The 17,573-nt window shown below is 69.7% G+C and carries 15 protein-coding genes and 2 tRNA genes; 9 read left to right on the top strand and 8 right to left on the bottom strand.

The genetic code is table 11. From position 1 onward, the window contains the following. Positions 1-58: 58 nt before the first annotated feature. The 3 genes from ACZ5VD_RS26040 to ACZ5VD_RS26050 form a co-directional block, all read right to left on the bottom strand. A tRNA-Glu gene (locus ACZ5VD_RS26040) sits at positions 59-131 on the bottom strand. Positions 132-174: 43 nt separating this feature from the next. Further along, a tRNA-Gln gene (locus ACZ5VD_RS26045) sits at positions 175-246 on the bottom strand. Between the two features lie 90 nt (positions 247-336). Continuing rightward, on the bottom strand, positions 337-1,068 hold the full coding sequence (locus ACZ5VD_RS26050) for an HAD family hydrolase (RefSeq protein WP_468548638.1): 732 nt from the start codon (positions 1,066-1,068) through the stop codon (positions 337-339). 278 nt (positions 1,069-1,346) lie between these two features. Here ACZ5VD_RS26050 and ACZ5VD_RS26055 point away from each other — a divergent pair, with 278 nt between their 5' ends. Continuing rightward, positions 1,347-1,631 (top strand): type II toxin-antitoxin system RelE family toxin, encoded by a 285-nt coding sequence (locus tag ACZ5VD_RS26055; RefSeq protein ID WP_468548639.1) that lies wholly within the window; start codon positions 1,347-1,349, stop codon positions 1,629-1,631. A 57-nt stretch (positions 1,632-1,688) separates the two neighbouring features. On the opposite strand, the gene gltX is transcribed toward ACZ5VD_RS26055, so the two are convergent. The 3 genes from gltX to ACZ5VD_RS26070 form a co-directional block, all read right to left on the bottom strand. Continuing rightward, the gene (gltX, locus tag ACZ5VD_RS26060) at positions 1,689-3,191 is read right to left on the bottom strand and encodes a glutamate--tRNA ligase (protein ID WP_468683487.1); all 1,503 of its coding nucleotides are present in this window, start codon (positions 3,189-3,191) and stop codon (positions 1,689-1,691) included. Then, positions 3,175-3,951, bottom strand: coding sequence for a fumarylacetoacetate hydrolase family protein (locus ACZ5VD_RS26065; RefSeq protein WP_468683488.1), 777 nt, complete (start codon positions 3,949-3,951; stop codon positions 3,175-3,177). The genes gltX and ACZ5VD_RS26065 overlap by 17 nt, the downstream gene beginning before the upstream one ends. A 136-nt stretch (positions 3,952-4,087) precedes the next feature. After that, positions 4,088-4,279 carry a hypothetical protein gene (locus ACZ5VD_RS26070; protein ID WP_468548642.1) on the bottom strand — a complete coding sequence of 64 codons (192 nt, stop codon included), beginning with the start codon at positions 4,277-4,279 and terminating at the stop codon, positions 4,088-4,090. A 611-nt stretch (positions 4,280-4,890) separates the two neighbouring features. Between ACZ5VD_RS26070 and ACZ5VD_RS26075 the strand changes: the two genes are divergently transcribed. From ACZ5VD_RS26075 to ACZ5VD_RS26110, 8 genes are all read left to right on the top strand, one after another. Further along, positions 4,891-8,622 (top strand): sensor histidine kinase, encoded by a 3,732-nt coding sequence (locus ACZ5VD_RS26075; protein WP_468683489.1) that lies wholly within the window; start codon positions 4,891-4,893, stop codon positions 8,620-8,622. 9 nt (positions 8,623-8,631) lie between these two features. Further along, positions 8,632-9,045, top strand: coding sequence for a roadblock/LC7 domain-containing protein (locus ACZ5VD_RS26080; protein ID WP_030611534.1), 414 nt, complete (start codon positions 8,632-8,634; stop codon positions 9,043-9,045). 111 nt (positions 9,046-9,156) lie between these two features. After that, entirely contained in the window at positions 9,157-9,552 is a 396-nt protein-coding gene (locus ACZ5VD_RS26085; protein ID WP_468548644.1) for a DUF742 domain-containing protein, read from the top strand. Then, positions 9,533-10,111: a GTP-binding protein gene (locus tag ACZ5VD_RS26090; protein ID WP_371668965.1), complete on the top strand. Its 579-nt coding sequence runs from the start codon at positions 9,533-9,535 to the stop codon at positions 10,109-10,111. Before ACZ5VD_RS26085 ends, ACZ5VD_RS26090 begins: the two co-directional genes overlap by 20 nt. 376 nt (positions 10,112-10,487) lie before the next feature. Beyond that, positions 10,488-13,763 (top strand): nitrate- and nitrite sensing domain-containing protein, encoded by a 3,276-nt coding sequence (locus ACZ5VD_RS26095; RefSeq protein WP_468683490.1) that lies wholly within the window; start codon positions 10,488-10,490, stop codon positions 13,761-13,763. A gap of 10 nt (positions 13,764-13,773) precedes the next feature. Then, positions 13,774-14,187 carry a roadblock/LC7 domain-containing protein gene (locus ACZ5VD_RS26100; RefSeq protein ID WP_330287552.1) on the top strand — a complete coding sequence of 138 codons (414 nt, stop codon included), beginning with the start codon at positions 13,774-13,776 and terminating at the stop codon, positions 14,185-14,187. A gap of 96 nt (positions 14,188-14,283) precedes the next feature. Then, positions 14,284-14,877 carry a DUF742 domain-containing protein gene (locus tag ACZ5VD_RS26105; RefSeq protein ID WP_468548646.1) on the top strand — a complete coding sequence of 198 codons (594 nt, stop codon included), beginning with the start codon at positions 14,284-14,286 and terminating at the stop codon, positions 14,875-14,877. Then, positions 14,858-15,439, top strand: coding sequence for a GTP-binding protein (locus ACZ5VD_RS26110; protein WP_026248371.1), 582 nt, complete (start codon positions 14,858-14,860; stop codon positions 15,437-15,439). Before ACZ5VD_RS26105 ends, ACZ5VD_RS26110 begins: the two co-directional genes overlap by 20 nt. A gap of 191 nt (positions 15,440-15,630) precedes the next feature. Here the strand turns inward: ACZ5VD_RS26110 and ACZ5VD_RS26115 are convergent, their stop codons facing one another. Continuing rightward, positions 15,631-15,822 (bottom strand): acyl-CoA carboxylase subunit epsilon, encoded by a 192-nt coding sequence (locus ACZ5VD_RS26115; RefSeq protein WP_468548647.1) that lies wholly within the window; start codon positions 15,820-15,822, stop codon positions 15,631-15,633. 57 nt (positions 15,823-15,879) lie between these two features. Then, complete coding sequence (locus ACZ5VD_RS26120; RefSeq protein WP_468548648.1) at positions 15,880-17,475, bottom strand: acyl-CoA carboxylase subunit beta; 1,596 nt, start codon at positions 17,473-17,475, stop codon at positions 15,880-15,882. Positions 17,476-17,573: the final 98 nt, after the last annotated feature.

Here is a 17,573-nt window from a genome sequence, read left to right on the forward strand (position 1 = left end):
GCGATCCTGCATGAGAGGCAGCGGGTGCGACCCGGACTGCCTTCCTGGGAAGGATCTGTACCCCCGACCGGATTCGAACCGGCGCTACTGCCTTGAGAGGGCAGCGTGCTAGGCCGCTACACAACGGGGGCTTCGCGGAAGTGATCTCCGCATGGTGCAGATGAGCTCTGCGAGCTGGCCTACCTGGACTCGAACCAAGACTAACGGAACCAGAAACCGTCGTGCTGCCAATTACACCATAGGCCACTGGAACTCAAGCCCCTGAAGGGATCTTGTTCTAGTGTGCTCCCCCGGTTCCGGCCTTTCGGCCCGTTCCCCGGCGACGCAGGAAGAACATTACCCGAAGGTGGACGGGGCTCCAAAACGGGTATCCGCGCCGAGGATCGCGGGGAGTTCGGCGAGCGAGGCGATGCGGTGCGGGCCGGACGGGACGTCGACCACGGCCGTGCCACCAGGGCGGTCGATCCACACGGAGAGCAGACCGGCGTCCGCCGCACCCCGTCCGTCGATCTCCGGATGGTCGCCCACGTAGGCGACCTGGTGCGGGGGCAGGGACAGGGCCTCGCAGGCCGCGAGGAAGGCGGCGGCCTGCGGTTTGGAGACGCCGAGTTCGGCCGCGCAGAGGATCGACTCGAAGCGGTCGTGCACACCGAGGACGCGCAGCTTGCGGTCCTGGACCCGGATGCTGGAGTTGGACAGCACGGCGTGCCGGTGGCTGGCGGCGAGGGCGTCCAGGACGGGCAGGACGTCCGGGAAGAGGACCCAGGCGGTCTCGTAGTGCGTGACGTACCGCTCGAACCACGCGTCGGCTTCGGCGTCGGCCAGTTCCTCGCCGAGGAACACCCGCACCCGGTCCCGGCGCTGCCCCTGGAAGGTGGACTCGCCCGCGGCGAACCGCGCCCACTGCCGGTCCGTGATCTCCCGCCACCGTCGGATGGCCTGCTCGACGCTGTCGTACCCGTCGAGGAGGCCCTCGGCGGTGAGGTGGTCCCGCATGCCGGCACGGTCGGCCGCGGTGTAGTCGAAGAGGGTGTCGTCGACGTCCCAGACCACGGCACGGATGCTCATGCTCCGACGGTATCCCGGGGGTCGGGGACGCGTCCGGCGGTCGGGAGTTGTCACCTGGGTGCGGCCCGGGCAGGCGGGGTGGGAAGGGTCCCGTCCATGGGCCTGTCGTGGCAGCGGCCGGTGACGGCGTCGGAGTGTCACGGCCGGGACCGGGGGTCGGTTCCCGCTTCCCGCGAGGCGGCTCGTGGGCTCAGGGCCGGGTCTCCGGGAGCAGGGACCCGGCGGTGCCGGATGCCGTAGCGTGAAGGGACCAGCGAGTGGGAGACCGAGCGACAGCCATGACCGAGTACCGCGTCCAGTTCACCGTCGAGGCCCGCGCGACGTACGACGCCCTGCCCGGAGAGCGCCGAGCCCAGTTGGACAAGGCGGTGCGCATACTGGCCCGCGATCCGTTCCGCAAGACCTCCACCGCGCAGCTGGGCCCGGACGAGCACCTGCGCAAGGCCTACGTGGCTCCGGGACTGATGCTGGAGTACATGGTGGCGGGCGCGATCATGGTGATCGTGGTGCTGGAGATCTTCGACGAGAGCGCCTATCTGCTCGACGAGAACGACGCCCTCTGACCACGGGTGAGGGGCGGCACCCGGATCTCCGGGTGCCGCCCCTCACTCGCGTGTGCCCTACGCGGTCAGCTTCGCCAGCGCCGCGTCGATCCTGGCCAGCGTCTTCTCCCGGCCGAGGACTTCCAGGGACTCGAAGAGCGGCAGGCCGACCGTGCGGCCGGTGACGGCGACACGGACCGGGGCCTGGGCCTTGCCGAGCTTGAGGCCGTGGGCCTCACCGGCGGTCAGGACGGCCTCCTTGAGGGACTCGGGGGAGGTCCAGTCCGCGGCGTCCAGCTTCTCGCGGGCCGTGCGGAGCAGGGCGTCCGAGCCCTCCTTCATCGCCTTCGTCCAGGACGCCTCGTCGAAGACCGGCTCCGGCAGGAAGAGGAAGTCGACGTTGTCCGTGATCTCTGAGAGGACCTTGATGCGGGTCTGCGCGTGCGGCGCGACGGCCTGCCACGCGGCCTCGTCGAAGTCCTCCGGCGCCCAGGGGGCGAACGGGGCCCGCAGCCACGGGGCGCAGCGCTCCGTGAAGTCCTTCACGTCGAGCAGCCGGATGTGGTCGGCGTTGATCGCCTCGCACTTCTTCAGGTCGAAGCGGGCCGGGTTGGGGTTGACGTCCGTCACGTCGAAGGCCGCGACCATCTCGTCCCGCGTGAAGATGTCCTGGTCGGCCGAGAACGACCAGCCCAGCAGGGACAGGTAGTTGAGCAGGCCCTCGGGGAGGAAGCCGCGCTCGCGGTAGAGGTTCAGCGACGACTGCGGGTCACGCTTGGAGAGCTTCTTGTTGCCCTCGCCCATCACGTACGGGAGGTGCCCGAAGGCCGGGGTCTCCTTGGCGATGCCCAGCTCGGTCAGCGCCTTGTACAGGGCGATCTGGCGGGGGGTGGAGGAGAGCAGGTCCTCGCCGCGCAGGACGTGGGTGATCTCCATCAGGGCGTCGTCGACCGGGTTGACCAGCGTGTAGAGCGGGGCGCCGTTCGCGCGGACGATGCCGTAGTCCGGGACGTTCTCCGGGAGGTAGGTGATCTCGCCACGGACCAGGTCCGTGAAGGTGATCGGCTCGTCGGGCATGCGGAAGCGGACGATGGGCGTGCGGCCCTCGGCGACGTACTCCGACACCTGCGCGTCGGTCAGCTCGCGGCAGTGGCCGTCGTAGCCGGACGGCTTGCCGGCCGCGCGGGCCGCGTCGCGGCGGGCGTCCAGCTCCTCCGTGGAGCAGTAGCAGCGGTAGGCGTGGCCGGCCTCCAGGAGCCTGGTGGCCACGTCCCGGTAGGTGTCCATCCGCTGGGACTGGCGGTACGGCGCGTGCGGGCCGCCGATCTCCGGGCCCTCGTCCCAGTCGAAGCCCAGCCAGCGCAGCGAGTCCAGCAGCTGGTCGTACGACTCCTCGGAGTCGCGGGCCGCGTCGGTGTCCTCGATGCGGAAGACGAACGTGCCGCCGGTGTGACGGGCGTAGGCCCAGTTGAACAGGGCGGTACGGACCAGGCCCACGTGGGGGTTACCGGTGGGGGACGGACAGAACCTGACGCGGACGGGGGAGCCGGGGGTACCGGGGGCGCTAGCCACGCTTGACAACCTTGTTGGTGAGAGTGCCGATGCCTTCGATGGTGACGGCGACCTCGTCGCCGACGGTGAGCGGTCCGACGCCTGCCGGGGTGCCCGTGAGGATCACGTCGCCGGGGAGCAGCGTCATGGCCTCGGAGATGTTGACGATCAGATCCTCGACGGAGTGGATCATCTCGCTGGTGCGGCCGAGCTGGCGCTGCTGCCCGTTGACCGTGAGCTGGATGGTGAGGTCGCTCGGGTCGAGGTCCGTCTCCACCCAGGGGCCGAGCGGGCAGGAGGTGTCGAACCCCTTGGCCCTGGCCCACTGCTTCTCGCGCTTCTGGACGTCCCGCGCGGTGATGTCGTTGGCGCAGGTGTAGCCGAGGATCACGTCATTGACGCGGGCGCGCGGCACCTCACGGCACATGCGGCCGATGACGACGGCCAGTTCGGCCTCGTGGTGCACGTCCTCGGAGAAGGAGGGGTACTGGATGTCGTCGCCTGAGCCGATCACCGAGGTGGAGGGCTTGAAGAAGGCGAAGGGGGCGTCGGGGACCTCGTTGCCCAGCTCCCGCGCGTGCTCCGCGTAGTTGCGGCCGTAGGCCACGACCTTGTTGGGGAGCACCGGGGGCAGCAGCCTCACCTTGCTCAGCGGGACCTTCGTACCGGAGAGTTCGAAGTCGGCGAACGGGATGCCCTTGATGATGTCGAGCACGAGTTCGTCCGGCCTGTCACCCTCGACCGCGCCGAAGGCGACGTTCCCGTCGATGGAGAATCTGGCGATGCGCACGGGATCCTTGCGCCCCTCTACTGAGCCGACTGAAGTCTGACGCCCCAGGCTAACGCGGCCGGCGGCGGGCGCCTCGCACGAAATCGTGCGGGCGCCCTTGACATCGCCGATGGCGTCAGTGATCTACTTCGGTGATCTACTCCTGGACGGCGCCGACCGTGACCGGCATCTCCATGAGGATGGTGCGGCGCGGGTTGGCGGTCTGGGCCGGGAGGTCGACGGAGTGCTCCGGCTGCTCCGGGGTCTGCAGGGCGTCGGCGTCCTTGAGGTGCACCAGCGTCGTGCGCCGCGGGTTGGCGGTGGTGCGGAACAGCGTGGTCGTCTTCACGGTTGTACGAGACCTGTCCTGTCGGGGCGCCGGTCGGGTCGCGGGCGGAAGGCCCTCGGGAGCGGCGCGGGTTGTCGGAAGTGCCGTCGGTGTAAAGCGTCAGGCTAGACACGCGCTTCCCTTCACGGGTCACGCAGACCCCTTGATGGGTGTGTGAGTTTCCTCACTTACCTAGGGGCAAATAGGTCATAGCGGACGGGCAACTCACCCCCACGAAAGGGACATTGACCCACTGAAGCCATCATTCCGCTCCCGATCATGGCGACTGGGACACCGGTCGAGCCTCAGGGACTCGCGGGCATACGTCCGGTATGGGACGGATAAGCTTCTACGTCCGGTGACACCGCACTCACGTGGTGTCACGTAGGTCACGGCATGGCCCATGGGCCTTGTTGGAGATCCGGCACTGTGCTGGAATTCCACGGACCGCCGCAGGATCGAGCCGGCGCACAGGGGGCGCAGAGAAGCGCCAGCGACGGTGAGACAGGGGGAACCAGCGCGCCGGTCACTCACGACCACCATGGGGGGCGTATTTCAGGACGCCCCCTACGACGCCGACACCGTCCTTCCGTTCACGCGGAGGGGCGCCTGGTCCAGAGGTTGCGACGCTAGTGCAGGGACGTTTCAAGAGGGATGGCAGTGCTTCGGCGGAGCCGGAGCCGCAGGGCGGGACTGGTCCGACAGCCGGCAGCTCCTCGCCCCAGCACGCCCAGAACCCGGGCCCGTCCGGCGACGGCGGTGAGCGCTCCGGGCGCCCCGGTGTGTCCGCGTCGACCGGCCCCGCCGCTCCGACCACGCCGCCCGTGAAGCCGCCGAAGAACGCGAGCGGCCCCGGCCCGCGAATAGCCCTGCGCAACTGGCGTATCTCCACGCGTCTGGTGTCACTGCTCGCCCTCCCGGTGGTCGCGGCCACCTCGCTGGGCGCGCTGCGTATCAACGACTCCATGGACGACATCCAGCAGCTCGACAACATGAAGCTGCTGACGGAGATGACCAAGCAGGCCACCGAGCTGGCCGCCGCGCTCCAGGAGGAGCGCGACCAGTCCGCCGGTCCGCTGGCGCACGGCTCGGCCGCGACCGACTTCACGGTCAAGGGCTACCGGGACAAGACCGACCGGGCCAGGACCGCCTTCCAGGACGCCGCCGAGGAGATCGACGCCTCCAGCAAGGACGGCAACCTCCAGGGCGTCCGCGAGAGCCTCGTCGGCCTCGTCCGCGACCTCAGCGGCCTGGAGAAGATCCGCAGCGCCGCGTACGAGACCGAGAACAACGCCTCCCAGACGGTCGAGGGCTACCACCGCCTCGTCACCCACCTGCTCGACCTCTCGCAGGACATGGCGGAGGCGACCAGCAACCCCGAGATGATCCAGCGCACGCGCGCTCTGGCGGCGTTCTCGTCCGCCAAGGAGTACGCGTCCATCCAGCGCGCGATCCTCGCGGCGGCGCTGCCCGTCGGCAACACCACGTTCGGCAAACTCTCCGACAACGACCGGCTGTACGCCGAGGGCGCGCTGGAGAGCGAGGACTCGGAACTCGCGAGCTTCCGGAGCATCTACGGCACCAACAGCGCCCCCGAGCTCCTCAAGCCCATCGAAGAGGGCAACCCGACCATCCAGTCCACCGACACCTACGCCAGCCGTGCCCTGCGCACGACGGGCGGTCTCGCCGACCTGGACAAGCGGTCGTACAAGGACTGGGTGGACGACAGCTCGACGAAGATCGAGCAGATGGGCAACATCGAGCACACGCTGCTCGAGGACATGGAGCAGAAGGCCCGCGAGCTGCGCAACGAGTCGGAGCGCGAGGCGATCATCTCCGGCGCGCTGATCCTGCTCGTGCTCGGCGTCTCGCTGGTCGGCGCGTTCGTCATCGCCCGTTCCATGATCCGCTCGCTGCGCCGGCTCCAGGAGACCGCCAACAAGGTCGCCCAGGACCGGCTGCCCGAGCTGGTCAAGCAGCTCTCCGAGTCCGACCCGCAGGACGTCGACACGTCCGTGGAGTCGGTCGGTGTGCACTCCCGGGACGAGATCGGCCAGGTGGCCGCGGCCTTCGACGACGTGCACCGCGAGGCCGTCCGACTGGCCGCCGAGCAGGCCCTCCTGCGGGGCAACGTCAACGCGATGTTCACCAACCTCTCGCGCCGCTCCCAGGGCCTCATCCAGCGTCAGCTCTCGCTCATCTCCGAACTGGAGTCCCGCGAGGCCGACCCGGACCAGCTGTCCTCGCTCTTCAAGCTCGACCACCTCGCGACCCGCATGCGTCGTAACGGTGAGAACCTCCTCGTCCTCGCGGGTGAGGAGCCCGGCCGCCGCTGGACCCGTCCGGTCCCGCTGGTCGACGTGCTCCGCGCCGCCGCGTCCGAGGTGGAGCAGTACGAGCGCATCGAGCTCTCCTCGGTGCCGACCACCGAAGTGGCCGGCCGGGTCGTCAACGACCTCGTGCACCTGCTCGCCGAGCTGCTGGAGAACGCCACCTCGTTCTCCTCCCCGCAGACCAAGGTCAAGGTCACCGGTCACGCGCTGCCCGACGGCCGGGTGCTGATCGAGATCCACGACACCGGCATCGGCCTCTCCCCCGAGGACCTCGCCGCGATCAACGAGCGGCTCGCCTCGCCGCCCACCGTGGACGTCTCGGTCTCCCGCCGCATGGGTCTGTTCGTGGTCGGCCGGCTGTCGCAGCGGCACGGCATCCGCATCCAGCTCCGCCCGTCCGACTCCGGTGGTACGACCGCGCTGGTCATGCTGCCCGTCGACGTCGCCCAGGGCGGCAAGAAGCCTCAGCCCAAGCCCGGCCAGGGCGCCGGGCAGGCCCCGGCCGGTATGGCGTCCGCTCGTCGCGGCAACGGCCAGCAGGGCGGCGGTGTCCTCGGTGGCGCCCCCGCCGGTGCGGGCGCCGGTGTCCTCGGTGCCGGTGCGCCCCCCGGTGGCCGGCTCAACGCCGGTCAGGGGACGCGTGCCGCCCTGCCCGGGCGTGACGGTGGACCGCGTCCCGGCGGTGCGCCGGGCGGCGGTCGCGGACCGCAGGGTCCGGGTATGCCTCCGCAGGGCCGTCCCGCTCCGGCGGGTTCCGGTTTCGGCGGTCAGGCACCGGGTGCCCCGCAGGGTCTCCAGGCCGCGGGCGGCAACGGCTCGCAGGGCCAGGACGCCTTCGGCGGCAACCGTGGCCCCGTTCCGCCGCAGGGCCAGCCCTCGAACTCCGGCAACGAGCAGCAGGGCCGGCGTCGTCGGCCGCAGCTGCCGGGCCGTGGTGGTCCGCGCGCGGAGCTGCCCGGCGGCGACAACGCGCAGCCCCGTCCCAGCTGGAGCGACGAGAACGCCCAGCCGCCGGTGCCGCGGTCCTCGCTCGACGCGCCTCGCGGCCATGACGAGCAGGACGCCTCGCAGACCTCCCGGATGCCGCGGATCGACGACCGGCAGGGCCCGGGCGCGACCACGGAGATGCCGGCGATCCCGCGCGGCGACAACCGTCAGGGCCCTGGTGCGCCGGCCTCCGGCGGGAACAACGGCTCGCAGGACTCGGGCCAGTTCCCCCGCCCCGGCTCGAACGGGGTGCAGAGCTCGAACCAGTTCGTCCGCCCGGACGTCTTCGGCGCCCCGGTGCCGACGAGCAACCCGGCGAACACCGACCTGTCGAGCCCGACGTCCACCGGCCAGTTCTCGGTGCCGCAGGCGTTCGACAACGGCTCCACGGGCCAGTTCCCGGCTCCGGGCTACGACACCAACGGCTCTTCCACCGGCCAGTTCGAGCGCCCCCAGCAGAACGGCGCGCACGGCGGTTCCGACTTCGGTGCCCCGCGTCCGCCGGTCCCGCAGCGTCCGCAGCAGCGGCCCGGCCACCAGGAGCCCGAGGCGCTGCCGCCCGCGGGTCCCGGCGACGGCCGTACGCCGCTGTACGACACGCTGGAGACCAACTGGTTCCACGGGCAGCAGAACGGTCAGCACAACGGCCAGCAGAGCGGCCGGCCGGAGAACGGCTCCGCTCCCGCCCCGGCCCCGGCGGCCCCGCAGCAACAGCCGCAGGCCCCCGCCGCCCCTCAGCGTCCCGTAGCCAGCTCCTGGCGCAGCTCTCCGAACGACGATCTCGTCCGGCAGGCAGAGCGCGTAAGGCAGCCGGCCGCGGGCGGCGTCACCACCTCCGGCCTGCCGCGCCGGGTACCCCGGGCGAACCTCGTCCCGGGTACCGCTCAGCAGCAACAGCACCAAGCCGGTCCGCAGGTCTCGCGTGCGCCTGACGACGTACGCGGCCGGCTGACCAATCTCCGTCGGGGCATCGCACAAGGTCGACAGGCCGGTACCGGCCAGACCGGCAGCTTCCCGAGCCCCACTCACCAGCAGGAGCGTTAGTTGAGCCCGATGAGCCAGGCGGCACAGAACCTGAACTGGTTGATCACCAACTTCGTGGACAACACCCCCGGGGTGTCCCACACCGTCGTCGTGTCCGCCGACGGCCTCTTGCTGGCGATGTCGGAGGGTTTCCCGCGCGACCGTGCCGACCAGCTGGCGGCCGTCGCGTCCGGACTCACCTCTCTGACGGCCGGAGCCTCCCGGATCTTCGAGGGCGGCAGCGTGGCACAGACGGTCGTCGAGATGGAGCGGGGATTCCTCTTCCTGATGTCCGTCTCGGACGGCTCGTCACTGGCCGTTCTCGCACACCCGGACTGCGACATCGGCCTCGTCGGCTACGAGATGGCGCTTCTGGTCGACCGGGCGGGCGCGGTGCTCACGCCGGACCTGCGCGCCGAACTGCAAGGCAGTCTGCTCCACTGACGCACCTCGGATCCACCCGTCTCACCAAATCACCGTCCGGCCGACACAATCCCCCCACCGGCCTCATCTGACGGCTTGACTGACCGACTTGCTGTCCCGCCCGGAGGATTCATGACCCCGCCCACCGCCTCTCATGATCCGTACGCGGAGCCGTACGAGGATGAGGGCGACCAGCCGCTGGTACGTCCGTACGCGATGACCGGCGGCCGGACCCGGCCGCGCTACCAGCTCGCCATCGAGGCCCTGATCAGCACCACGGCCGACCCGGCGGCGCTCATGGGACTGCTCCCGGAGCACCAGCGGATCTGCCATCTGTGCCGAGAGGTGAAGTCGGTCGCCGAGGTCTCGGCGCTCCTGGCCATGCCGCTGGGTGTGGCTCGCATTCTGGTCGCGGACCTCGCGGAGGCCGGGCTCGTCGCCATTCACCAGCCGGGCGGCGACGAGGGCACCGGCGCTCCGGACGTGACACTGCTCGAAAGGGTGCTCAGTGGACTTCGCAAGCTCTGACGGAGGAGGTCGGGCGACCACCTCCGCGAAGATCGTGGTGGCGGGTGGCTTCGGCGTGGGCAAGACCACGTTCGTGGGGGCCGTCTCGGAGATCAACCCGCTGCGTACCGAGGCCGTCATGACGTCCGCGAGCGCGGGGATCGACGACCTCACCCACACCGGGGACAAGACGACCACCACGGTCGCCATGGACTTCGGACGCATCACACTGGACCAGGACCTGATCCTGTACCTCTTCGGTACACCCGGCCAGGACCGCTTCTGGTTCATGTGGGACGACCTGGTACGCGGCGCCATCGGCGCCATCGTGCTGGTGGACACCCGCCGCCTCGCCGACTGCTTCCCCGCCGTCGACTACTTCGAGAACAGCGGCCTGCCCTTCGTCGTCGCGCTCAACGGCTTCGAGGGACACCAGCCGTACGCTCCCGAGGAGGTCCGTGAGGCGCTGCAGATCGGCCCTGACACCCCGATCATCACGACCGACGCCCGCCACCGCTCCGACGCCAAGAGTGCGCTGATCACGCTGGTGGAGCACGCTCTGATGGCACGGCTGAGGTAACACTCAAATCGGAAGTGGTGTACGGAAGTTGTCGTAGACGCTCCGGAGCCGGCTGTGTCCTTTGACACGGTCGGCCCCGGTGTTCATAACGTTTCGGCAGAGGAATCGGGTGGTACGGCCACTCGTCGCGGTCAACCGGTGTCGCTGCGCGCACGGACGCCCCGTCTTTTGACGGGGCTCGCTCTTTATGACCGTTTTATCTGGGGCTTACATCACTGCGATTCGCCTACCTCCACTGTTTGGAAGTGCGCAGGACGTCGTGCTGGAATGCCTGAACTGCCTAATAGTCAATGACGTACTCACCAGTCGATGACGTACTGGGCTCTGAGACACTGCGGCACAACGAAGGTGCCGACCGCCGAGAGGTTTTGGTCGAGTGAGGCGAAGCAAGAACGGTCCCGAGCCGTCGGCCCGGGGCAACTTCACCCCGCCGCCGCGCGGAGCGGCGCCCGCCCCTGTGCCCGGCTCGGAGTCGACCGCCGCGTCCGCTTCGGGCGGCGGCCGATTCTCCCCGCGCAACTGGCGGGTGCCGACCAGACTGAACGCGATCCTGCTCATACCCGTGGTGGTCGGTCTCATCATGGGCGGCTTCCAGGTGAAGAGCTCGATCGACACCTGGCAGGAAGCCGAGGACGCGGAGAGCACCGCCGTCCTGGTGCGTGCCGCCATGGACTACAGCAACGCGCTGCTGGTGGAGCGTGACACCACCGCCGCACCCCTGCTCCAGGGCAAGGGCGAGGACGATCCGACCGTCGTCAAGACCCGCAAGGCGACCGACGAGGCCGCTGACGCCTTCGACGAAGCCGCCCAGAACATGCCGGCCCTGGACAACCTGCAGCGCCGGTTGTCCCGCTTCCGTGAAGTGGAGCCGGAGCTCGCACAGGTCCGCTCGACCGCGTACACCTCCAAGCGGACAGGCGTCCAGACCGAGGAGAGCTACGTCGAGGTCGAGCACCGCCTGCTGGAGTTCTCCAACGAGCTGGGCCTGGGCACCGGCAACATCACCAGCTACGGCCGCACGGTGTACGCCGTCGCGCTCGCCCAGGGTGCCGCCTCGCTGCAGCGGTCCATCGGCATGCACCTGCTGATCAAGCCGGGCACCAGCGACACCAGCCTCAACCAGCAGCGCATCGCCCTCACCTCGTACGCCTACCTGGAGGGCATCGCCGTCCAGGAGTACGAGAGCGGCGGTACCGCGCAGGACATCGCCAAGCTGGACACGGCCAAGGCGAAGATCAAGACCGACGGTGCGGCGATGGCCCAGGCGGCCAAGGCCAAGAACCCCGACTACGTGCCGCCGCCGTCCGACCCGAACAAGATGATCGCCGGGATCGCCACGCTGACGTCCACGGACTCGGCCGAGCGTGCCGCGCTGGCCCAGAACGGCATCACCGCCGACAACTGGTGGGCGGTCAACACCCTCAAGTACGACGCCTACCGGCAGATCCAGTCGGACCTCACCGACAAGGCCGTGAGCGAGGCCTCGGACATCGCCGACGACGCCAAGCGGGACGCGCTGATCACCGGTGCCGCCGTCGTGGTGGCCCTGCTCGCCGCGTTCATCCTGGCCGGCATGGTGGCCCGCCAGATGAGCCGTGCCATGCGCCAGCTGCGCAACGCCGCCTTCGGTATCGCCGAGCAGCGCCTGCCGATGCTGGTCGACCAGCTCTCGCGCACCGACCCCGGTCGCGTCGACACCCGGGTGCAGCCGATCCCGATCACCACCAGGGACGAGATCGGCGAGGTCGCCCGCGCCTTCGACCAGGTGCACCGCGAGGCCGTCCGGCTCGCCGCCGAGCAGGCCCTGCTGCGGGGCAACATCAACGCGATCTTCACCAACCTCTCGCGCCGCAACCAGTCGCTGATCGAGGGCCAGCTGACCCTGATCACCGAGCTGGAGAACAACGAGGCCGACCCGGACCAGCTGGAGAACCTCTTCAAGCTGGACCACCTCGCGACCCGTATGCGCCGCAACGGCGAGAACCTCCTGGTCCTCGCCGGCGAGGAGCCGGGCCGCCGCTGGGACCAGCCGGTCCCGATGGTCGACGTGCTGCGCGCCGCCTCCTCCGAGGTGGAGCAGTACGAGCGCATCGAGCTGTCCGGTGTCCCGGAGGCCGAGATCCACGGCCGCGCGGTCACCGACCTCGTGCACCTGCTCGCCGAGCTCCTGGAGAACGCCACCACGTTCTCCTCGCCGCAGACCAAGGTCCGCGTCACCGCGACCCGTCTTCCCGACGGCCGCATCATGATCGAGATCCACGACAAGGGCATCGGCCTCACCGCCGAGGACTTCGCGGACATCAACCACAAGCTGGCCAACCCGCCGACCGTGGACGCCGCGATCTCCCAGCGCATGGGCCTGTTCGTGGTCGGCCGGCTGTCCGACCGGCACGGCATCCGGGTCCAGCTGCGCCCCTCGGGCGAGCAGGCCGGCACGACCTCGCTGGTCATGCTGCCCGACGCGATCACGCACGGTGGCGGTGGCGGCGAGCAGCAGTCGAACCGCGACGAGTTCACCGTCTCGCAGATCATCCCGGAGCAGAACTACCAGGGCGAGGACTTCAGCAACAACAACAACGGCCTGCCGATGCGTACGGCCGCGGAGCTCGGCTTCGACGACAGCCGCTACACCGAGGTACCGGACGACATCCGCGAGCTGGACCCGGTGGGCCGCTCCCTGATGCGTGAGGAGCGGCGTGCCGCCCTGGAGGCCCAGAGCGGCCATCCGGGCACGCAGTCCCCGGACTCCCCCGGCTCCGGCTACGCCGAGGACTTCACCGCCCAGGGCGGCTACCCCGAGCAGCAGCAGCCGACGTACGACCACCAGACGGCGTACGAGGAGCAGCAGCGGACCGCCTACGAGGAGCCGCAGCAGCCGTCGTACGACGAGCCGTACTACGCGCCGAACGGCGGGCTGCCGCAGAACGACGCCTACGCGCCGGGCGACTCCTTCACGTCCAACGGCGGCTACCCGGAGCCCGCGTATCCGGAGCCGGTCCACGAGGAGCCCGCGCGGGCCCGGGCCGCCGCCCCGGAGACCTTCTCGGCCTTCGAGGAGCAGCGCTACCAGGACGACTGGCCGCAGCAGGACGCCTACCACAACGGCTACCAGGACCAGTACGCTCCGCAAGCGGAATCCGTGCAGGCCGCTGACGCCGGCGAGCAGGAGCGCGTAGGCTTCGACCGTCCGGGACCGAGCCCCTCCGTCGGCCACGACCTGACCGACGCCGGTCTCCCGCGCCGCGGCTCCACCCCCGGCGGTGCGAACGGTTCGGGCGTCGCACGGCACGTCACCCAGGAGCCGGCGGCTCCCCCGGCGCCCGCGGCTCCGGCGGCCCCCGCGGAGAGCAACGGCACCCCCGACTGGCGTTCGGCGAACGACGACCGCTGGCAGCAGGCCGCCCAGCTCCGCAAGCCCAAGGCGGGCGGGGTCACCTCCTCCGGCCTGCCTCGGCGGGTGCCCAAGGCCAACCTGGTCGAGGGAGCCGCCGAATCCACCCACCAGGGGGGTCCGTCGGTCTCCCGCGCTCCCGAGGACATCCGGGGCAGGTTGAGCAACCTGCGTCGCGGGGTCCAGCGGGGACGTAACGCAGGCAGTGAAACGAACGGTCAGGGCTTCGGCTCTGACAGCACCTACAACCAGGAGCGTTAGTGTGAGCCCGATGAGCCAGGCGGCACAGAACCTGAACTGGTTGATCACCAACTTCGTGGACAACACCCCCGGGGTGTCCCACACCGTGGTGGTCTCCGCCGACGGCCTCCTTCTGGCGATGTCCGACGGTTTTCCGCGCGACCGCGCCGACCAGCTCGCGGCCGTCGCCTCAGGTCTGACGTCTCTGACGGCAGGCGCCTCCCGTATCTTCGAGGGCGGCAGCGTGAACCAGACGGTTGTGGAGATGGAGCGGGGATTCCTCTTCCTCATGTCCGTTTCCGACGGTTCGTCGCTCGCGGTTCTCGCACATCCGGAGGCGGACATCGGCCTCATCGGGTACGAGATGGCACTTCTGGTGGACCGCGCCGGCACGGTCCTGACGCCCGATCTGCGTGCGGAGCTCCAAGGGAGCCTGCTCAACTAACAGACAGTCGGTGCGTTTTGGCGTCCTGAGGCCATAAGGTTTCGGGACGCGGCTCCACAGTGATGGGTGCCCGGCACAGTCGGAGGAGGAGAGAAAGTGGCAACACCCCCAGGCGGTTCACCTTCGGGTAACTGGTCGTACGGCCCTGCCCAGGGCCCGAACGACGGTTCTCAGAACCCGAACCGTTACAACTTCCCCTCCTCCCCGAGCCAGCGGCGTCAGCAGCCGTACGCGCCTCAGGGCCCGCAGGGTCCCGGGCCGTCGCCGTACGACCAGCCGCCGGCACCTCGCATCCAGCCCGTGCAGCCGCAACGCCGCTCCCCTGAGCCGTCGCCCGCCGGGGCGTCGAACAACCCGTTGGTGCGTCCGTACGCCATGACCGGCGGCCGGACACGCCCGCGGTACCAGCTCGCCATCGAGGCACTGGTGCACACCACCGCGCAGCCGCACCAGATGCAGGGGCAACTGCCCGAGCATCAGCGGATCTGCAACCTCTGCCGGGAGATCAAGTCGGTGGCCGAGATCTCGGCCCTTCTGACGATCCCTCTCGGCGTGGCCAGGATCCTCGTCGCCGACTTGGCGGAGGCGGGCCTGGTCGCCATTCATCAGCCGGGCGGCGACGAGAGCGCCGGCGGCCAGCCAGACGTGACACTGCTCGAAAGGGTGCTCAGTGGACTTCGCAAGCTCTAGCGGCGGTCCTTCCCGCTCCACCACCTCGGCGAAGATCGTGGTGGCGGGTGGCTTCGGCGTGGGCAAGACCACGTTCGTGGGGGCCGTCTCGGAGATCAACCCGCTGCGTACCGAGGCCGTCATGACGTCTGCTTCGGCGGGCATCGACGACCTCACCCACACCGGGGACAAGACGACCACCACGGTCGCCATGGACTTCGGACGCATCACACTGGACCAGGACCTGATCCTGTACCTCTTCGGTACACCCGGCCAGGACCGCTTCTGGTTCATGTGGGACGACCTGGTACGCGGCGCCATCGGCGCCATCGTGCTGGTGGACACCCGCCGCCTCGCCGACTGCTTCCCCGCCGTCGACTACTTCGAGAACAGCGGCCTGCCCTTCGTGATCGCGCTCAACGGCTTCGACGGCAACCAGCCGTACAACCCGGACGAGGTCCGTGAGGCCCTTCAGATCGGCCCCGACACCCCGATCATCACGACCGACGCCCGCCACCGCGCGGACGCCAAGTCGGCGCTGATCACGCTCGTGGAGCACGCCCTGATGGCCCGCCTGCGGTAGCGGAAGACTCCGAACGGCCCCTGCGTCTCCCCCGGGAGGCACGGGGGCCGTTTGCACGTCCGCGCGGGTGTGGGGTCACCGGAGCCCGACGGGGTCCCGGCCGGCCGCCCTGAGCAGGGTCCGCGACCTACGCGCGAAGGCCCCGGCCGCCCAGGGGGACGGTCGGGGCCTTCGGTACGGCGTCGGCGGGCTCAGTGCCAGCTGTGCGGGGCCCGGAAGCCGGGCTCGCGCTCCAGGCGGCGCCAGCCCGCCTTGGGCCGGCCGCGGCGGGTGGGGGGTGTGGAGGGCTGGGCGGCGGCGCGGGCCAGGAGGATCGCCGTGATGGCGGCGACTTCCTCGGGCTCGGCGTGGCCCTTCTCGACACGAATGTCAGGGGTACTCATGGGCGTCAGTCTCCGTGAGAGAGGTTTCCGCGGGGGGACCGCGAAGGATCCACCGGGTTACTGCGGGGGGTTGCCGTGCTTGCGGGACGGCAGGTCGGCGTGCTTGGTGTGCAGCATCGCCAGGGAACGGATGAGGATCTCGCGGGTCTCCGCCGGGTCGATGACGTCGTCGACCAGGCCGCGCTCGGCCGCGTAGTAGGGGTGCATGAGCTCGGACTTGTACTCCTTGACCATGCGGGCCCGCATGGCTTCGGGGTCCTCGGCGTCGGCGATCTGGCGGCGGAAGATCACGTTGGCCGCGCCTTCCGCGCCCATGACGGCGATCTCGTTGGTCGGCCAGGCGTAGGTGAGGTCGGCGCCGATGGACTGGCTGTCCATGACGATGTACGCACCTCCGTAGGCCTTGCGCAGGATCAGGGAGATCCTCGGCACGGTCGCGTTGCAGTACGCGTACAGCAGTTTCGCTCCGTGCCGGATGATCCCGCCGTGCTCCTGGTCGACACCCGGAAGGAACCCGGGGACGTCCAGGAAAGTGACGATCGGGATGTTAAAAGCGTCACACATCTGGACGAATCGTGCAGCTTTTTCGCTGGCCTCGATGTCCAGTACGCCCGCCAGACTCTGCGGCTGGTTGGCGACGATGCCCACGACCTGACCGTCGAGCCGGGCCAGCGCGCAGATGATGTTGCGGGCCCAACGCTCGTGGATCTCCAGGTAGTCGCCGTCGTCGACGATCTCCTCGATGACCTTGGTCATGTCGTACGGCCGGTTGCCGTCGGCCGGGACCAGGTCGAGGAGGACGTCGCTGCGGCGGTCGTTCTCGTCGGTGGGCTCCACCCGGGGCGGGTTCTCGCGGTTGTTCTGCGGGAGCATCGACAGCAGGTAGCGCACCTCGGCGAGGCACGTCTCCTCGTCGTCGTAGGCGAAGTGGCAGACGCCGGAGGTCTCGGCGTGCACGTCCGCGCCGCCCAGGCCGTTCTGGGTGATCTCCTCGCCGGTGACCGCCTTGACGACGTCCGGGCCGGTGATGAACATCTGCGAGGTCTCGCGGACCATGAAGACGAAGTCGGTGAGGGCGGGGCTGTAGGCCGCGCCGCCCGCGCACGGGCCGAGCATCACGGAGATCTGCGGGATGACGCCGGAGGCCTTGGTGTTGCGCTGGAAGATGCCGCCGTACCCGGCGAGGGCGGAGACGCCCTCCTGGATACGGGCGCCGGCACCGTCGTTCAGGGAGACCAGCGGTGCGCCGGCCGCGATGGCCATGTCCATGATCTTGTGGATCTTCGTGGCGTGGGCCTCGCCCAGCGCGCCGCCGAAGATCCGGAAGTCGTGGGCGTAGACGAAGACCGTGCGGCCCTCCACCGTGCCCCAGCCGGTGATCACACCGTCCGTGTACGGCTTCTTCGCCTCCAGGCCGAAGCCGGTCGCCCGGTGCCGCCGCAGCTGCTCGACCTCCCGGAAGGAACCCGGGTCCAGGAGCAGCTCGATGCGCTCCCGCGCGGTCAGCTTGCCCTTGGCGTGCTGCGCCTCGGTCGCCTTCTCGCTCGGGCCGGCCAGCGCCTGCGCACGGATCTCGTGCAGCTCGGCGACCCGCCCACGCGCGTCCGTCGGCTCACCCGTCGACTCACCCGGCGCCTCATCCAAAACGGTCATGTAGCGACCTTACGAAGCCCACCAAGGAAAGCTCGCCGTCGACTCTGCACAGTCTCCGGACCGTTTTCCTGGTAGCACCGAACAGAACCAGGGCGGCA

The sequence above is a fragment of the Streptomyces sp. NPDC032822 genome (genome assembly GCF_055578825.1).